Genomic DNA, 14503 nt, shown 5'->3' on the forward strand with positions numbered 1-14503 from the left:
TTCCCCGGTGCCGACGAGATTGCCGTCAGGGCCGTCCCAGACGGGATTCCACGACCATGGCCGGAAATCTCGCCACAAAACCTACGGTCCGAGCGGAGAGGTGGTGCGGACCGCCTCGTCGCGGATCAGCCCGCGCAGCAGGGCGGTGCTGAACTCTGCGGCGATCTCCTTGGCCGACCGTCGGCCGCTCGGCCGCAACCAGCGGTAGCTGCCCAGCGTCATGCCGATATACCCCAGCGCCAGCACATGCGAGTCGCACTCGTAGAACTCACCGTTGGCGATCCCGCGGTCGATCAGGCCGTGCACGTGGTGATAGACCTGCGCTTCCTTCTCCCGGACCTCGGCGACCTGCTCGCTGGTGAACCACTCGGTGATATACGGCTGCTCCTGGAAGTACACGGCGGCCCGCTCGGGATCGGTGGCGATGCCCATCAGCAGCCGGACGGTGTACTGGTAGAGCGCCTCGCGCGCCGTCCATGACGGGTCGTCGTGCACGGCGGCCAGCGTGCCCTCGGCGGCCTGCCGGTAGATGTCGAACAAGATCAGCGACTTGCTCGCGTAGTAGTGGTAGACGGTGGCCTTGTTCAGGCCGATCACGTCGGCGACGTCGTCCATCCGGGTGCCGTGGTAGCCGCGCGCGGCGAACAGTTTGGTGGCGACAGCCAGCAACTCCTCGCGGCGCGTCAACCCGTTGGGGGTGATGCTGTCGGATGACATCTCTACTCGCTATCGTCGCTGCCCGCGGGTCCGGATACGGTCCGGTGCTGCCCGGATAAGGCAAAGTACCAACTAACTGGTTGGACAGTTTAAGACCATCGCCGCCTGTCGCACCGGTACGGATGGGACTAGACTCGATATTCGACCTTCGCGAGGGGACGACAAGGGGATAGGTGGCGCTGATGGACCCGAATCCGGACTACGACGGCAGTGACGAGATCGAGTTCTTCATGCGGTACCTGACCTGGGGCCTGCGCGGGGTCGAGGACGGCCACGGTTACCCGCCGCCGGCCTACCCGCCCGTCTAACGGGCCATCCGCCTATCCAGCGCGGTAGGCGACGTCGAGGCGCTTCACTCCGTTGATCCAGCCCGAGCGGAGTCGCTGCGGTTCAGCGAGCTTGGTGATGTCGGGCAGCTGCTCGGCCAGTTCGTCGAAGATCAACTTGATTTCCATCCGGGCCAAATTGGCGCCGATGCAGTAGTGCACCCCGTTGCCGCCAAAGCTCAAGTGCGGGTTGGGGTTTCGCAGAATATTGAATTCGAACGGGTTCTCGAAGACGTCCTCGTCGAAGTTCGCCGAGCTGTAGAACAGCCCCACCCGCTGTCCCTCCCGGACGGTGACACCGCCTAGTTCGACGTCGGTCAGGGCGGTGCGCTGGAAGCAATGCACGGGGCTGGCCCAGCGGATGATCTCGTCGACCGCGGTGGCCGGTCGTTCGCGCTTGAACAGCTCCCACTGCTCGGGGTTGTCCAGGAATGCGTTCATCCCGTGCGTCATCGCGTTGCGCGTGGTCTCGTTGCCGGCCACGGCCAGCAGGATGACGAAGAACGCGAATTCGACGTCACCCAGCGCGTCCCCGTCGATGTCGGCATGGATCAGCCGCGTGACGATGTCGTCGGCCGGGCAGCGGCGCCGCTCGTCGGCCATGTTGTAGGCGTAGGCCATCAGCTCGGCGTTGGCGGTCGTGGGATCGCTGTCGAAGTCGGGATCGTCGGTGTTCATGATCGCGTTGGTCCAGTCGAACAGCTGCGCGCGATCGGCCTCCGGGACGCCGATCAGGTCGGCGATCGCCAGCAGGGGCAGGTTCATCGCGATGTCGCCGACGAAGTCGCCGTCTCCCTTGAGCGCGGCGGTGCGCACGATCTCCTTCGCCGCCCGGGCCAGCTTCTCTTCGAGCTGGGTGATCGCGCGCGGGGTGAACAGCCGCGACACCAGCTTGCGCAGCCGGGTGTGTTCGGGTGCGTCGTGGTTGATCAACAGGGCCTTCGTCAGCTCCAGCTGCTCGGCGGTGACCCCTTCGGGAAGGCGCATGACCGCGCCCTTGCGGTTGGTCGACCACAGGTCGCCGTCCCGGGAGACGGCCTTGACGTCGTCGTGGCGGCTCACCACCCAGTAGCCGCCGTCGTCGAAGATCGACTCGGGCTGCGCGTTCCACCAGAGCGGCGCCGTGCGGCGCAGCTCGGCGAATTGGGTGACCGGAAGACCGGCCAGCAATACGTCGGGGTCGGTGAAATCGAAATTCTCGCCGAACGGACACGTCGTCGTGTTCATGTGGTCTCCTTCACACCTTGCATCGATCATACAGATGATTTCAAGGCGTATGACCGGCGTCGGAGGCGCACGCGTCGGCTATCGTCGCCGTGTGCGGACCCGCGGATGGGGTGGCAGCGTGCCTGCCAGCGATGAGGAGGCGGCGGCCCGCATCCTGTCGGCCACCCGCAAGACCATCGACGAGCGCGGCGACCAGATCACGCTGGCCGACGTCGCACGCACGCTGAGCGTGACGCGCCAGACGATCTACCACTACTTCGCCTCGACCGACGAACTGCTGCAGGCAACCGCCCTGGACGCGACCGCCGACTTCATGGACCACCTGGCGACGGCGCTGCACGGCATGACCGACCCGGCGGCGGCGCTGATCGAGGGCATCTGCCTGACGCTGGAGCGCCTGCCCAAAGACCCCTACATCGGCCTCTTGTTGCGGACGTCGCGCAGCGCGGCCGTCGCCGAACAGGTCACCGTCACCAACGACACCGCCCGCGTGCTGGGCCGCTCGATCTTGGACCGCCTCGCCGTCGACTGGTCGCCGTTCACCCCCGCCGCGATCGAGGACATCGTGCAGATCGTGCTGCGCACCCTGCAGTCGTTCATCCTGTCGCCGCCGACCGGTGGCGCGACCGAACTACGCCGGCTGGTCGGCGTGTGGATCGGTCCCGTCGTCGCGGCGCTGCCGCGCAATGCGGGTTAGAGGGCCTTGAGCTCCTCGGCGACCGCGGTCACCGACTTCTTCGCATCGCCGAACAGCATGCTGGTGCCCTCGCCGTAGAACAGCGGGTTGTCGATCCCGGCGAAGCCGGAGTTCATCGACCGCTTCAACACGATCACCGACTTGGCCTTGTCCACGTTGAGGATCGGCATGCCGTAGATCGGGCTGGACGCGTCGTTGCGGGCCGCCGGATTGGTGACGTCGTTGGCCCCGATGACGATCGCGACGTCAGTGCGCGCGAACTCGTCGTTGATGTCGTCCATGTCCTTCATGGCGTCGTAGTCGACCTCGGCCTCGGCCAGCAACACGTTCATGTGCCCGGGCATCCGGCCGGCGACCGGGTGGATCGCGTACTTGACCTCCACGCCCTTTGCCTCCAACAGCGCGGCCATGTCCTTGACAGCGTGCTGGGCCTGCGCGACGGCCAGGCCGTAACCCGGCACCACGATCACCTGGTTGGCGTAGGCCATCTGGATCGCAGCGTCGGCCGCCGAGGTGGCCTTGACGGTCTTGTCGCCGCCGTCGCCGCCGGCCGGCGCGACCCCGCCGCCGCCGAAACCACCGGCCACGATCGCCGGGATCGAGCGGTTCATCGCCTTGGCCATCAGGTTGGTCAGGATCGAACCCGAGGCACCGACGATCATGCCTGCGACGATCATCGCGGTGTTGTTCAGCGCGAGACCCGCTGCGGCGGCTGACAATCCGGTCATCGCGTTCAGCAGCGAGATGACCACCGGCATGTCGGCGCCACCGATGGGCAGCACCACCATCAGACCCAGCACGCCCGCGGCGGCCAGCAGCCCGATCATGTACCACAGCGACGCTCCGCCGGTGCCCGGATGGGAGTGCACGCCGACGACGACCGCGGCCGCGACCGCGGCGATCAGCAGCAGCAGGTTGATCGGCTGCTGCAGTTTGCCGAACCCGATCGGCGAGCTGGAGATGATCTCCTGCAGCTTGCCGAACGCGATGATCGATCCCCAGAACGAGATCGAGCCGATGATCGCGGCGAACAACGACGCCACCACGATGTGCACCGTCGGCGATTCGCCGTGCTGGAAGGCCGAAAAGCCGTTGGTCTCAATGAATTCCGCGAGCGCGATCAGCGCGACCGTGCCGCCGCCGACGCCGTTGAAGAACGCCACCAGCTGCGGCATGGCGGTCATCTTGGTCATCCGTGCCGGCGGAACGCCGAGCAGGATGCCGACGACCAGGCCGGCGATGATCAGCACCCACGACTCGGTGTGCCGGATCTTGATGAACGTCGCCGCCACCGCCAGGGCCATACCGACGGCGGCGATCAGGTTGCCCCGCACCGCGGTCTTGGGCCCGGTCAGGCCCATCAGGCCATAGATGAAGAGCGCAAACGAGATGATGTAGAGGACGGTGACCAGGTAGTTCATTTGGCGGCCGGCTCCTCGGTCTTGACGGGCTTCTTCTTGCCCTTGAACATGCCCAGCATCCGGTCGGTGACGATGAAGCCGCCGATGACGTTCAGCGTTCCGAACACCACAGCGACGAACAGGATGATCTGCACCGCCAGCGACGGGTGCTCCACCTCGCCGAACACCACCAGCGCGCCGAGCACCACGATGCCGTGGATGGCGTTGGTGCCCGACATCAGCGGCGTGTGCAGCGTGTTGGGCACCTTGGAGATCACCGCGAACCCGACGAACCCGGACAGCACCAGGATCGCGAGGTTGGCCAATAGTTCGTCGTACATCTAGGAGACCTCCCGGGTAACGCATGAGTCCGCGATGACCTCGTCGTCAAAGTCCGGCGCCAATGCGCCGTCTTTGATCAGCAGGTCGAGAAGCGCGGTGATGTTCTTGCTGTACAGCTCGCTGGCGTGCTCGGGCATGGTCGCCGGCAGGTTCAGCGGCGAGGCGATCGTGACGTCGTGCTTGACGACCGTCTGCCCCGGCTCGGTGAGCTCGCAGTTGCCGCCGGTCTCCCCGGCCAGGTCGACCACGACGCTGCCGGGCTTCATCGCCTCGACCGCGGCGGCGGTCACCAGGCGCGGCGCGGGCCGGCCCGGCACCAACGCCGTGGTGATCACGATGTCGAATCCGCTGATCGCCTTTTCCAATGCCTGCTGCTGCTGCGCCCGCTCCTCGTCGGTGAGCTCGCGGGCGTAGCCGCCCTCGCCGGCGGCGTCGATGCCGACGTCCAGCCACTGCGCGCCGACCGACCGCACCTGGTCGGCGACCTCGGGACGGACGTCGTATCCGGTGGTGCGCGCGCCCAGCCGCTTGGCCGTCGCGAGCGCCTGCAGCCCCGCCACACCCACGCCGAGCACCAGCACCGTCGCCGGCTTCACCGTTCCGGCCGCCGTCGTCAGCATCGGGAAGAACCGCGTCGACTCCGACGCCGCCAGCAGCACGGCCTTGTAGCCCGAGACGTTGCCCTGCGACGACAGCGCGTCCATGGCCTGGGCCCGCGAGATGCGCGGGATGGCCTCGAGCGCGAACGCCTGCACACCGGCGGACTTCAGCGCACCGATCGAGTTCTCGGCATTGCGGGGCGCCAGGAAGCCGATCAGGGTCTGGCCGCTGCGCAGCTTGCCCACCTCGTCGGCGGTCGGCGGCGCGACCTTGACAACGACGTCGGCGGCCCACGCGTCGCCGATGGTGGCGCCGGCCTGGGTGTAGAGCTCGTCGGGAAGCAGCGCCCGCGCGCCCGCGCCAGCCTCGACCACCACCGCCACGCCGCTGCTCGCCAGCGCTGCGACGGCCTTGGGTACCAGCGCGACGCGCCGCTCATCGGCCCCGGACTCGGCAACCACACCGATCGTCGTCTGCGCATCTGTCATGGCGCGTACATCTACTTTCCTTAGCTCAGCTGCTTTGTTGCGAACGTCGTTGAGTTGAACACCCTAGCGGCAGCTACCACAGCGGAATGTCTTGGCCGTGCTCCGCCGCCGGCCGGGGCCCGAAGTGGCGCCGCTCCGATTCGTCGATGAGCACATCGTTGATACTGGCCTCGCGGCGCGCCATTAAACCCGAAGGCGAGAATTCCCACAGTTCGTTGCCGTAGCTGCGATACCACTGCCCGCTGTCGTCGTGGCACTCGTACTGGAACCGCACCGCGATCCGGTTGTCGTGGAAGTCCCACAGGCACTTGCGCAGCGAATAGTCCAGTTCGCGCTGCCACTTGCGGGTCAGGAACGCGACGATCTGGTCCCGGCCGACGACGTGTTCGCCACGGTTGCGCCACTGCGAGTCCGGTGTGTACGCCAGGCTGACCTTCTCCGGATCGCGGGTGTTCCAGGCGTCCTCGGCGGCCTGCACCTTCTGTACTGCTGTGTCGAGAGTGAACGGAGGGAACGGGGGACGGGATTCGGCGTCGCTCATGGTCCATATCTACCGCGAGCAGACGCAGAATCGCACGAATCCCTGCTCCGGCATGCGATTCTGCGTCTGCTCGCGGTGTCCAATTGCCGGTGTCCTATCGTGACGGTCATGGACTTCGCGATGTCGGCTAAGGCCACCGACTACCACAAGCGGTTGTCCGACTTCATGACTGAGTTTGTCTTTCCGGCTGAGGCCGCCTACGACAGCTACCGCCACGAGGCCGGCCAAAACGATCACACCGTTCCTCCCGTCATCGAGGAACTCAAAGCCAAAGCCAGAGAGCGCGGCCTGTGGAACCTGTTCCTGCCGGCCGAGTCGGGTTTGACCAACCTGGAATACGCCCCGCTGGCCGAGCTGACGGGGTGGAGCCTCGAGCTCGCCCCCGAGGCGGTCAACTGCGCGGCGCCCGACACCGGGAACATGGAGACCCTGCACCTGTTCGCCACCGAGGAGCAGCGCAAGCAGTGGCTGGAGCCGTTGCTGGCCGGCGAGATTCGCAGCGCCTTCTCGATGACCGAGCCCGCCGTCGCCAGCAGCGACGCCCGCAACATCCAGACGGCCATCGTGCGCGACGGCGGCGACTACGTCATCAACGGCCGCAAGTGGTGGACCTCGGGCGCGGCCGACCCGCGCTGCAAGATCCTGATCGTGATGGGCCGCACCAACCCCGACGCGGCCAGCCACCAGCAGCAGTCGATGGTGCTGGTGCCGATGGACACCCCCGGCGTCAACGTGCTGCGCTCCACTCCGGTGTTCGGCTGGCAGGACCAGCACGGGCACTGCGAGATCGTCTACGACAACGTCCGGGTGCCGGTGACCAACCTGCTCGGCGAGGAGGGCGGCGGCTTCGCGATCGCCCAGGCCCGGCTCGGGCCGGGCCGCATCCACCACTGCATGCGCGCCCTCGGCGGCGCCGAACGCGCGCTGGCGCTGATGGTGCACCGCGCCAACAACCGCATCGCCTTCGGCAGGCCGCTGGCCGAGCAGGGTCTGGTGCAGCAGGCAGTTGCCAAGTCCCGCAACGAGATCGACCAGGCCCGGCTGCTCTGCGAGAAGGCGGCGTGGACGATCGACCAGCACGGCAACAAGGCCGCGCACCTGCTGGTCTCCCAGATCAAGGCGGTGGCACCGCAGATCGCCTGCGACGTCATCGACCGCGCGATCCAGGTGCACGGCGCCGCCGGCGTCAGCGACGACACGGTGCTGTCCCGCCTGTACGGCTGGCACCGCGCCATGCGGATCTTCGACGGCCCCGACGAGGTGCACATGCGGACCGTCGCGCGCACCGAGCTCGGCCGCGAACAGTCGGCCTTCGCTTCGGCGGTCACCGGAGAATGACCGAGGCAGTGCGAGAACTGTCCGGGGCGTGGAACTTTCGCGATGTCGCCGACGGCACGCCGGGGCTGCGGCCCGGGCGGCTGTTTCGGTCCGGTGAGCTGAGCCGGCTCGACGACGTGGGCCGGGACACGCTGCGCGCGTTGGGCATCACCGACGTCGCCGACCTGCGCGCGAACCAGGAAGTCGCTAAACGTGGTCCGGGTCTGGTGCCCGACGGCATCGAGATCCACCGGCTGCCGCTGCCCGATCTCGGCGACGACGAGCAAACCGAGGACGACGCCCCGCACGAGACCGCGTTCCGGCGGCTGTTCGAGGGCGAGTCCGACCAGTCCGACGAAGAGGTCAACGAGGCCGCCATCCGGCACATGGTCGACGAGTACCGGCAGTTCCCGACGCGCAACGGGGCGCAACGCGCTGTGCGGCAAGTCTTTTCGATGCTGGCTGCCGGACGTTCGGTGCTCACGCACTGTTTCGCGGGCAAGGACCGCACGGGCTTCGTGATCGCCACGGTGCTGGAAGTGCTCGACGTCGACCGCGACACCATCGTCGCCGACTACCTGCGCAGCAACGCCGCGGTACCGCAGCTGCGCGAGCACATCTACGAGATGATCCACAAGCGCTCGGACGTCGAATTGACCCCGGAGGTCGTCACTTTCACCAAGGCCCGGCTGGCCGACGGTGTCCTCGGCGTGCGCCCGGAGTATCTGGACGCCGCGCGTCAGACCATCGATGCGGAGTTCGGCTCGCTGAACGCCTATCTGCGCGAGGCCGGTGTCACCGAATCAGAGGTGGACCGGCTCCGCGCAGAGCTGCTGTCCTGAGGCGCTACCCCAGCTTGAAGTCGGCCTTCTTCGCCTTGGACAGGTCGGTGATCTCGTCCCACTGCCCGGCGACGTCGTCCACCGTCGGCGGCGTGTCGAAGGTGACGCCGTCGGTCTGGAACAGCGCGACGCGCTGCACCTTGCCGCCGCCGACAACGAAAACCGAAGCGCTGTTGGGGTTTTCCTCGGTGCACAGGTAGGCCACCACCGGGGCGACATACTCCGGGGTGAGCTTCTCCAGGACTTCCTTGGGCAGGATGTCCTCGGTCATCCGGGTGGCCGCGATCGGGGCGACCGCGTTCGCGTGGATGTTGTACTTGGCGCCTTCCAGCGCGAGGCTGTTGATCAGGCCGACAAGCCCGAGCTTGGCCGCGCCGTAGTTGGTCTGGCCGAAGTTACCGAACAGGCCGCTGGTGGAGGTGGCGACGACCACGCGGCCGTAGCTCTGCTCGCGGAAGTGCGGCCACGCGGCGCGGATGACGTTGTATCCGCCGTACAGGTGCACCTTGAGCACGGCGTCCCAGTTCTCGAACGTCATCTTGTGGAAGGTGCCGTCGCGCAGGATCCCCGCGTTGCTCACCACGCCGTGGATCGCACCGAACTCGTCGAGCGCGGTCTTGATGATGTTCTCGGCGCCGTCGGGCTCGGCGACGCTGTCGTAGTTGGCGGCCGCCCGGCCACCGGCGTCCTTGATCTCCTTGACCACGTCGTCGGCCATGTTGTGGCCGGCGCCGGTGCCGTCGCGGGATCCACCGAGGTCATTGACGATGACGCTGGCGCCCTCTTTGGCCAGGGCCAGGGCGTATTCGCGCCCCAGTCCCCCGCCGGCTCCGGTGACGACGATGACGCGATCCTGCACTCCGGGCATAAGGTTCCTCTCAGATGTGAAAAGTTGGGTCTAGCAAGTGATTTGGTGCGAAAAGCAATCCCTAGAACATCCGGCGGGCCATCTTCATGGCGCGGTCGGTGTAGGGCGGGTAGATGAAGCTGGACAGGTCGGGGCGGGTCGGCTTGGTCAGCACCGACTTGCGGTGGCTGAACTCCTCGAAGCCGAACTTGCCGTGGTAGGCGCCCATGCCCGACGCGCCGACGCCGCCGAAGGGCAGCTTGGCCGTCGACACCTGGAAGGCGAGGTGGTTGACCAGCATGCCGCCGGCGGGCACCTCCCTGATCACCCGCTCGCGGGTATCGCGCGTCTTGGTGAACAGGTACGCCGACAGCGGCTTGGCGCGCGAGTTGACGAAACGTATTGCCTCGTCCAGGTTTTGGACGGTGATGACCGGCAGTACCGGCCCGAAGATCTCGTTCTGCATCAGCGGACCGTCCGGGTCGGGGTCGACCACGACGGCGGGCTGGATGCGCAGGGTCGACGCGTCGCACTTGCCGCCGACGACGACGTTGCCGTCCCCGCCGGTCAGGTAGCTGCTGATCCGGTCGAACTGTCGCTGGTTGACGATCCGCATGCCGTCGGGCTTGTCCGCGGTGAACTTCTTGACGGCGGCGCCGATCTTGCTGACCAGCTCGTCGCGAATGCTGGCGTCCGCCAACACATAATCGGGCGCGACGCAGGTCTGCCCGGCGTTCAGCAGTTTCATCCAGGCGATGCGCTTGGCCGCCACATCCACGTCGGCGTCGGCCGCCACGATCACCGGGCTCTTGCCGCCGAGCTCCAGCGTGCACGGGGTCAGGTGCGGGGCCGCGCCCTCGTACACCTTGCGGCCGATCTCGGTGCCGCCGGTGAACAACAGGCGGTCCAGGCCCTGCGCGATGAGTTCCTGGCTGGTCGCGCCGTCGCCCTCGACCACGGCGATCGCGTCGTTGTCGAGGTAGCGCGGCACCAGCTCGGCCATCAGGTGCGCGGACGCCGCGGCGATCTCCGACGGCTTGAGGATGACGGCGTTACCCGCGGCGATCGCGCCGACCGCCGGGCCCAGGGTCAGGTAGAACGGGTAGTTCCACGCGCCGATGATCAGCACCGTGCCGTAGGGCTCGTACTCGATCCAGCCGCGGCCGGGCAGCTGCGGCATCTCGAGCAATTGGTAGCGGCGCTTCGTCCACTTGCGAACCTTCTTGGCCGCGAACTTCGCCTCGCCGACCGTCGTCGCGATGTCGGCGATGAAGGCCTCGAACGGGCTGCGGTCCAGGTCTTCGGCGAGGGCGGACGCGATGGCGCCCTCGTTCTCTTCCATCAGCTTGGCCATCTGCAACAGCTGCTGCTTGCGCCACTCGACGTCGCGGGTGCGCCCGGTGGCGAAGGTTTGGCGGAGCCGGGCGACCGTCGCCGGGACGTCGGCCGGCGCAGCCGCCCCATTGGCCGCGGAGGTCTTTGGTGCAACCGATTCGGTGGTCATCGTTGTCCTTCCCTTGTGCACCATCCCGGGGTGCCCAGTGTTCGGCACGCAGACACTCAACGGGTGATACTCGCGATCCTAACCATCCGGTTGGGAGGGCGGTAAGGGCGCTGCTCTTGCGGCGCTGGCCTCCGCTGATTACTTGACGCAGGGGACATTTGTCCCCGTCATCTGGCTGAGGTCGGTCGGCGCCGGGGAGCGATCGCCGCTGCCCGTGGCCGCCACGGTGCTGACCTCCCCGGACTGCTGCGTCTGGACCGCAGCACCCGGATGGGTGAGGTAGTCACCCGCGGGGAAGCGCGTTCCCACGGTCAGCCGCACGGTACCGGCGGGCACGGCGCTGTTGGCGGTCGCCGCCACGTGCAGCTGATCGGCCAGCAGCTGCGCGCCCTGGTCGGCGCCTGGCCCGTATTCGACGGCGGTGTCGTCGGCCGGGACCGCGGCGGTCGTGGCGCTGCCGCGGGTGAAGCCGCGCGCGGCGAAGGACTCCTCGACCGCGGCGGCCAGGCCGTCGCGGCTGGTGGCGTTGACGACGTCGAGGATCGCCGGTTTGTCCAACACGGGAGGCGGTGTCGGGGTGGCCGACGGGCCGGCATCGACCGCGGCCGGTGGGTCGGAGTCGAAGCGTTCGTGCACGATGCGCCGGATGGTCGGGAGGTCGACGAGGTTGATGTCGGATCCGTTCGGATCCTTGCCGAAGCCCGAGATGGGCAGGGTGTAGAGCGACAGCGGCCGGTCGGTCAGCTTCGACGCCCGCGACGCGAGCTCCATGAGATCCAGCCCGGAGTCGACGGCGACGTTGTCGCGGGCGACCTGCAGCAGCTTGCGCAGCCCGCTGACGCTGGACAACGCGCCGCCGCTGCGCGCGGCCTTGACCAACGACACCAGGAACGCCTGCTGCCGCCGGGTCCGGTCGAAATCGGTGAAGGAGCCGTCGTTCTCGTCGCGGCGCTGCCGCACGAACGCCATCGCGTCGGCCGCGTCGATCCGCTGAACGCCTTGGTGGAAGTCCGCACCCGAGTAGCTGTCCTTCGTATCGCCGCTGAGGCACACGGTGATTGGCTCGACGGCCTTGGCGATCTGGAAGAAGGCGCCCAGCGTGATCTCGACGAAGTGGTCGATCGAGACGCCGAGGAATTCGTTGACGGCACTGATTTCGGCCTTGCGGCCGGCCTCGCGGGCGGTCTGCTCGCGCGCCGCCAGATCGTTGGCGCCCGCGCCGCCGGCATTGCCGGACGCCTGCGCATTCAGCGACTGCTGGTAGGCCAGCCCGTAGGCCTGCTTGATCTTGCCCGTGCACACCGACCCCGGGCAGCCCGGCAACTCGGCGTAGTCGTCGCGGGGGATGGAGACCGCCGTGACTGGCCCGTCGCCGTCCGAAATGTGAACGACGATAAGCACATTCGCGTTGTAGCCGCCGGAGCTCTCGTCGCCGGCGTGCAGGGCGTCGTAGATTTCCTGGGGCAGCGGCTTGCCGTTCTGGTCCAGCCGGCTGTCCAGGCCCATCAGCAGGATGTTCTGATCGCCGTTCAGCGACGTCGACGCGTTCGGCAGCGCGTGCGAGATGATGATCTTGCCCAGGGCCGTGTGGTAACCCGTCCACCCCATGCCGGTGAGGGCCATGACCGACGCGGAGGCGACGGCGGCGACGAGCCGGCCTTTTCTCAGCGTCCAGCCGCGCGCGTGCTCAGCTCCACCGTCGCCCATGATGACTGAACATTGTCCCGGACGACCTGGCGAAATCGCGGGAACCGCAGCCGCGAGCCGACGGCGGATCCGCCGGTGGTCAGGGCTTGGTGGCCGTGACGAAGCTGTTAGTAAACGGCGCCTGGTCGGGGTGCGGCGCCCGGCCCAGCCGCTGCCCCTCGTCCAGGGCGGTGACGGTGTCGGTGGTCCAGCCGTGGGCGGCGAACCAGCCCGCGCATTCGGGCCGGCCCTCGTCGGAGAACCACAGGTCGAACGGGTTGAAGGAGGTGTCCTGGCCGCGCGCCTCGCGCTTGGCGCGCCGTACCTGCCATCGCTCCTCGGCCTCGCGGCGCTTCTCGGCGTCGACCCCGAAGTTCTCGACGGCCACCCGGCTGCCAGGTCCGCTCAGCGCGTCGATCGAAGAGAACAGGGCCTCCTGCGCCGCCGCGGGCAGGAACGGCAGCAGCCCCTCGGCGAGCCACGCGGTCGGCTGGCCGGTGTCGAAGCCCGCGTCGCGCAACGCCTTGGGCCAGTCGTGCCGCAGGTCGACGGGCACCGGCCGGCGGTCGGCGGTGGGCGTGGCGCCGTGAGCGGCCAGCGTCTCGGATTTGTACTCCAGCACCTTGGGCAGGTCGATCTCGTAGACGGCGGTGCCTGCCGGCCAGTCCAGCCGGTAGGCGCGCGAGTCCAGGCCGGCGGCGAGGATCACCACCTGCCGAACTCCGGAATCGGCGGCGGCGGCGAAGAACGCATCGAAGAAGTGGGTGCGCACCGCCTGGTAATTGATCATGTGCTTGGGGTCCGGCGCGTCGTCGGAGTCCTCGTCCGGGTCACCAGCCCACCACGCGGTCACCTGCTCGCGAACCCCAGCCAGCTCCGGCGTCGACACCAGGGGCTCGGCGAACTGGTCGCGGATGAGGGGCTCGGCGCTGGCCGTCTCGGCGGCACGGGCCAGGGCGACCATCACCGCGGTCGCGCCGACGCTGGTGGCGATGTCCCAGGAGTCGTCCGCCGACCGGGGCATTACAACTTCTCGGCGATCACGAAGTCCGAGAACGCGTCCTTGTCGTCGTCCAGCTCGACGCTCTGGACCCGGCGGCCCAGGCGGTGCATCTCGTCGATCGCGTTCTGCGCGGAGGCGCGCCAGCCGTGCTCGTTGAGCCAGTCGGCGACGTTCGCGCGGTGCTCGTCGCGATACATCAGCTCGCCGACGTCGACGGTCTCCTCCAGGCCGAGCTCGTCGGCCACCTTCTTGAACCGTTCCCGCATCTGCTGGCGCCGCTCCTCGGCGTGCATGGGCGCGGTTTCGGCGGAGACGCGGCTGCCCGCGGAGCTCAGCTCGCCGATCTGGGTGAACAGCTTGTCCTGGGCCTCGGCGGGCAGGTACATCAGCAGTCCTTCGGCCAGCCAGGCGGTCGGCTTGGCCGGGTCGAAGCCGGCGGCGCGCAGCGCGGCGGGCCAGTCCTCACGCAGGTCGATCGCCACCTCGCGACGGTCGGCGGACGGCGTGGCACCGCTGTCGGCGAGCGTGGTGGATTTGTAGTCCAGCACCTGCGGCTGGTCGATCTCGTAGACCGTGGTGCCGGTCGGCCAGTCCAGCCGGTACGCCCGCGAGTCCAGCCCCGATGCCAGGATCACCACCTGCCGGATCCCGGCGGCGACGGCATCGGCGAAGTAGGAGTCGAAGAAGTGGGTCCGCACCGCCTGGTAGCCGCGCATGTGCTGCATGCGAGCGGCGGATTCCTCGTCGATGGCCTCGATCTTGGCCACGACCTCGGGGTCGAGCATGGCCTCCCACAGGACGTCGGCGCCGGCGTTGTTGACCAGCAGCCGGGCGTAGGGGTCGCGGATCAGCGCGTCGGGCTGCTCGGTTTCGAAGGCCCGGGCGGCGGCCACCATGACGGCCGTGCTGCCGACGCTGCTCTTGATGTCCCAGGTGTCGTCGTGTGTGCGCAGTGAACTCATCGCG

General features: G+C 67.9%; 15 protein-coding genes. 4 read left to right on the top strand and 11 right to left on the bottom strand.

The window, feature by feature from the left end; translation table 11 throughout:
• Positions 1–81: 81 nt before the first annotated feature.
• A complete protein-coding gene (locus tag MRAB57_RS06310) occupies positions 82–717 on the bottom strand; it encodes a TetR/AcrR family transcriptional regulator (protein WP_077086816.1) in 636 nt (211 codons plus the stop codon).
• 179 nt (positions 718–896) lie between these two features.
• Here MRAB57_RS06310 and MRAB57_RS06315 point away from each other — a divergent pair, with 179 nt between their 5' ends.
• On the top strand, positions 897–1025 hold the full coding sequence (locus MRAB57_RS06315; protein WP_173814006.1) for a hypothetical protein: 129 nt from the start codon (positions 897–899) through the stop codon (positions 1023–1025).
• A gap of 12 nt (positions 1026–1037) precedes the next feature.
• Here MRAB57_RS06315 and MRAB57_RS06320 read toward each other — a convergent pair whose 3' ends face one another.
• The gene (locus MRAB57_RS06320) at positions 1038–2270 is read right to left on the bottom strand and encodes a cytochrome P450 (RefSeq protein ID WP_077086817.1); all 1233 of its coding nucleotides are present in this window, start codon (positions 2268–2270) and stop codon (positions 1038–1040) included.
• Between the two features lie 118 nt (positions 2271–2388).
• Between MRAB57_RS06320 and MRAB57_RS06325 the strand changes: the two genes are divergently transcribed.
• Positions 2389–2967, top strand: a complete 579-nt coding sequence (locus MRAB57_RS06325; protein WP_245835853.1) for a TetR/AcrR family transcriptional regulator — start codon at positions 2389–2391, stop codon at positions 2965–2967.
• Here the strand turns inward: MRAB57_RS06325 and MRAB57_RS06330 are convergent.
• The 4 genes from MRAB57_RS06330 to MRAB57_RS06345 all read right to left on the bottom strand — a co-directional run bounded on the left by MRAB57_RS06330 (position 2964) and on the right by MRAB57_RS06345 (position 6338).
• Positions 2964–4388 (bottom strand): NAD(P)(+) transhydrogenase (Re/Si-specific) subunit beta, encoded by a 1425-nt coding sequence (locus MRAB57_RS06330; RefSeq protein WP_077086818.1) that lies wholly within the window; start codon positions 4386–4388, stop codon positions 2964–2966. The genes MRAB57_RS06325 and MRAB57_RS06330 overlap by 4 nt on opposite strands.
• Entirely contained in the window at positions 4385–4708 is a 324-nt protein-coding gene (locus tag MRAB57_RS06335) for an NAD(P) transhydrogenase subunit alpha part 2 (protein WP_077086819.1), read from the bottom strand. Before MRAB57_RS06335 ends, MRAB57_RS06330 begins: the two co-directional genes overlap by 4 nt.
• Positions 4709–5797: a Re/Si-specific NAD(P)(+) transhydrogenase subunit alpha gene (locus tag MRAB57_RS06340; protein WP_077086820.1), complete on the bottom strand. Its 1089-nt coding sequence runs from the start codon at positions 5795–5797 to the stop codon at positions 4709–4711. It abuts the gene before it with no gap.
• Between the two features lie 73 nt (positions 5798–5870).
• The gene (locus tag MRAB57_RS06345) at positions 5871–6338 is read right to left on the bottom strand and encodes a nuclear transport factor 2 family protein (protein ID WP_077086821.1); all 468 of its coding nucleotides are present in this window, start codon (positions 6336–6338) and stop codon (positions 5871–5873) included.
• Between the two features lie 120 nt (positions 6339–6458).
• Between MRAB57_RS06345 and MRAB57_RS06350 the strand changes: the two genes are divergently transcribed.
• Both MRAB57_RS06350 and MRAB57_RS06355 read left to right on the top strand, forming a co-directional pair.
• Positions 6459–7676 carry an acyl-CoA dehydrogenase family protein gene (locus tag MRAB57_RS06350; RefSeq protein ID WP_077090418.1) on the top strand — a complete coding sequence of 406 codons (1218 nt, stop codon included), beginning with the start codon at positions 6459–6461 and terminating at the stop codon, positions 7674–7676.
• Entirely contained in the window at positions 7673–8497 is an 825-nt protein-coding gene (locus MRAB57_RS06355; protein ID WP_077086822.1) for a tyrosine-protein phosphatase, read from the top strand. The genes MRAB57_RS06350 and MRAB57_RS06355 overlap by 4 nt, the downstream gene beginning before the upstream one ends.
• Before the next feature lie 4 nt (positions 8498–8501).
• On the opposite strand, the gene MRAB57_RS06360 is transcribed toward MRAB57_RS06355, so the two are convergent.
• From MRAB57_RS06360 to MRAB57_RS06380, 5 genes are all read right to left on the bottom strand, one after another.
• Positions 8502–9365, bottom strand: a complete 864-nt coding sequence (locus MRAB57_RS06360; protein WP_077086823.1) for an SDR family oxidoreductase — start codon at positions 9363–9365, stop codon at positions 8502–8504.
• Positions 9366–9426: 61 nt separating this feature from the next.
• The gene (locus MRAB57_RS06365) at positions 9427–10848 is read right to left on the bottom strand and encodes an aldehyde dehydrogenase family protein (RefSeq protein ID WP_077090419.1); all 1422 of its coding nucleotides are present in this window, start codon (positions 10846–10848) and stop codon (positions 9427–9429) included.
• A gap of 138 nt (positions 10849–10986) precedes the next feature.
• A complete protein-coding gene (locus MRAB57_RS06370) occupies positions 10987–12555 on the bottom strand; it encodes an LCP family protein (RefSeq protein WP_077086824.1) in 1569 nt (522 codons plus the stop codon).
• A 79-nt stretch (positions 12556–12634) separates the two neighbouring features.
• Complete coding sequence (locus tag MRAB57_RS06375; RefSeq protein ID WP_077086825.1) at positions 12635–13558, bottom strand: SAM-dependent methyltransferase; 924 nt, start codon at positions 13556–13558, stop codon at positions 12635–12637.
• Positions 13558–14499: a class I SAM-dependent methyltransferase gene (locus tag MRAB57_RS06380; protein WP_077086826.1), complete on the bottom strand. Its 942-nt coding sequence runs from the start codon at positions 14497–14499 to the stop codon at positions 13558–13560. Before MRAB57_RS06380 ends, MRAB57_RS06375 begins: the two co-directional genes overlap by 1 nt.
• Between the last annotated feature and the right edge of the window lie 4 nt (positions 14500–14503).

Source organism: Mycobacterium rhizamassiliense, from assembly GCF_900157375.1.
In the GTDB taxonomy this organism is placed as follows: domain Bacteria; phylum Actinomycetota; class Actinomycetes; order Mycobacteriales; family Mycobacteriaceae; genus Mycobacterium; species Mycobacterium rhizamassiliense.

What these genes read in the sequence shown, in the direction of transcription:
- MRAB57_RS06310 (WP_077086816.1), bottom strand. Translation starts at nt 717, where the DNA reads ATGTCATCCGACAGCATCACCCCCAACGGGTTGACGCGCCGCGAGGAG.
- MRAB57_RS06320 (WP_077086817.1), bottom strand. Translation starts at nt 2,270, where the DNA reads ATGAACACGACGACGTGTCCGTTCGGCGAGAATTTCGATTTCACCGAC.
- MRAB57_RS06330 (WP_077086818.1), bottom strand. Translation starts at nt 4,388, where the DNA reads ATGAACTACCTGGTCACCGTCCTCTACATCATCTCGTTTGCGCTCTTC.
- MRAB57_RS06335 (WP_077086819.1), bottom strand. Translation starts at nt 4,708, where the DNA reads ATGTACGACGAACTATTGGCCAACCTCGCGATCCTGGTGCTGTCCGGG.
- MRAB57_RS06340 (WP_077086820.1), bottom strand. Translation starts at nt 5,797, where the DNA reads ATGACAGATGCGCAGACGACGATCGGTGTGGTTGCCGAGTCCGGGGCC.
- MRAB57_RS06345 (WP_077086821.1), bottom strand. Translation starts at nt 6,338, where the DNA reads ATGAGCGACGCCGAATCCCGTCCCCCGTTCCCTCCGTTCACTCTCGAC.
- MRAB57_RS06350 (WP_077090418.1), top strand. Translation starts at nt 6,459, where the DNA reads ATGTCGGCTAAGGCCACCGACTACCACAAGCGGTTGTCCGACTTCATG.
- MRAB57_RS06355 (WP_077086822.1), top strand. Translation starts at nt 7,673, where the DNA reads ATGACCGAGGCAGTGCGAGAACTGTCCGGGGCGTGGAACTTTCGCGAT.
- MRAB57_RS06360 (WP_077086823.1), bottom strand. Translation starts at nt 9,365, where the DNA reads ATGCCCGGAGTGCAGGATCGCGTCATCGTCGTCACCGGAGCCGGCGGG.
- MRAB57_RS06365 (WP_077090419.1), bottom strand. Translation starts at nt 10,848, where the DNA reads ATGACCACCGAATCGGTTGCACCAAAGACCTCCGCGGCCAATGGGGCG.
- MRAB57_RS06370 (WP_077086824.1), bottom strand. Translation starts at nt 12,555, where the DNA reads ATGGGCGACGGTGGAGCTGAGCACGCGCGCGGCTGGACGCTGAGAAAA.
- MRAB57_RS06375 (WP_077086825.1), bottom strand. Translation starts at nt 13,558, where the DNA reads ATGCCCCGGTCGGCGGACGACTCCTGGGACATCGCCACCAGCGTCGGC.
- MRAB57_RS06380 (WP_077086826.1), bottom strand. Translation starts at nt 14,499, where the DNA reads ATGAGTTCACTGCGCACACACGACGACACCTGGGACATCAAGAGCAGC.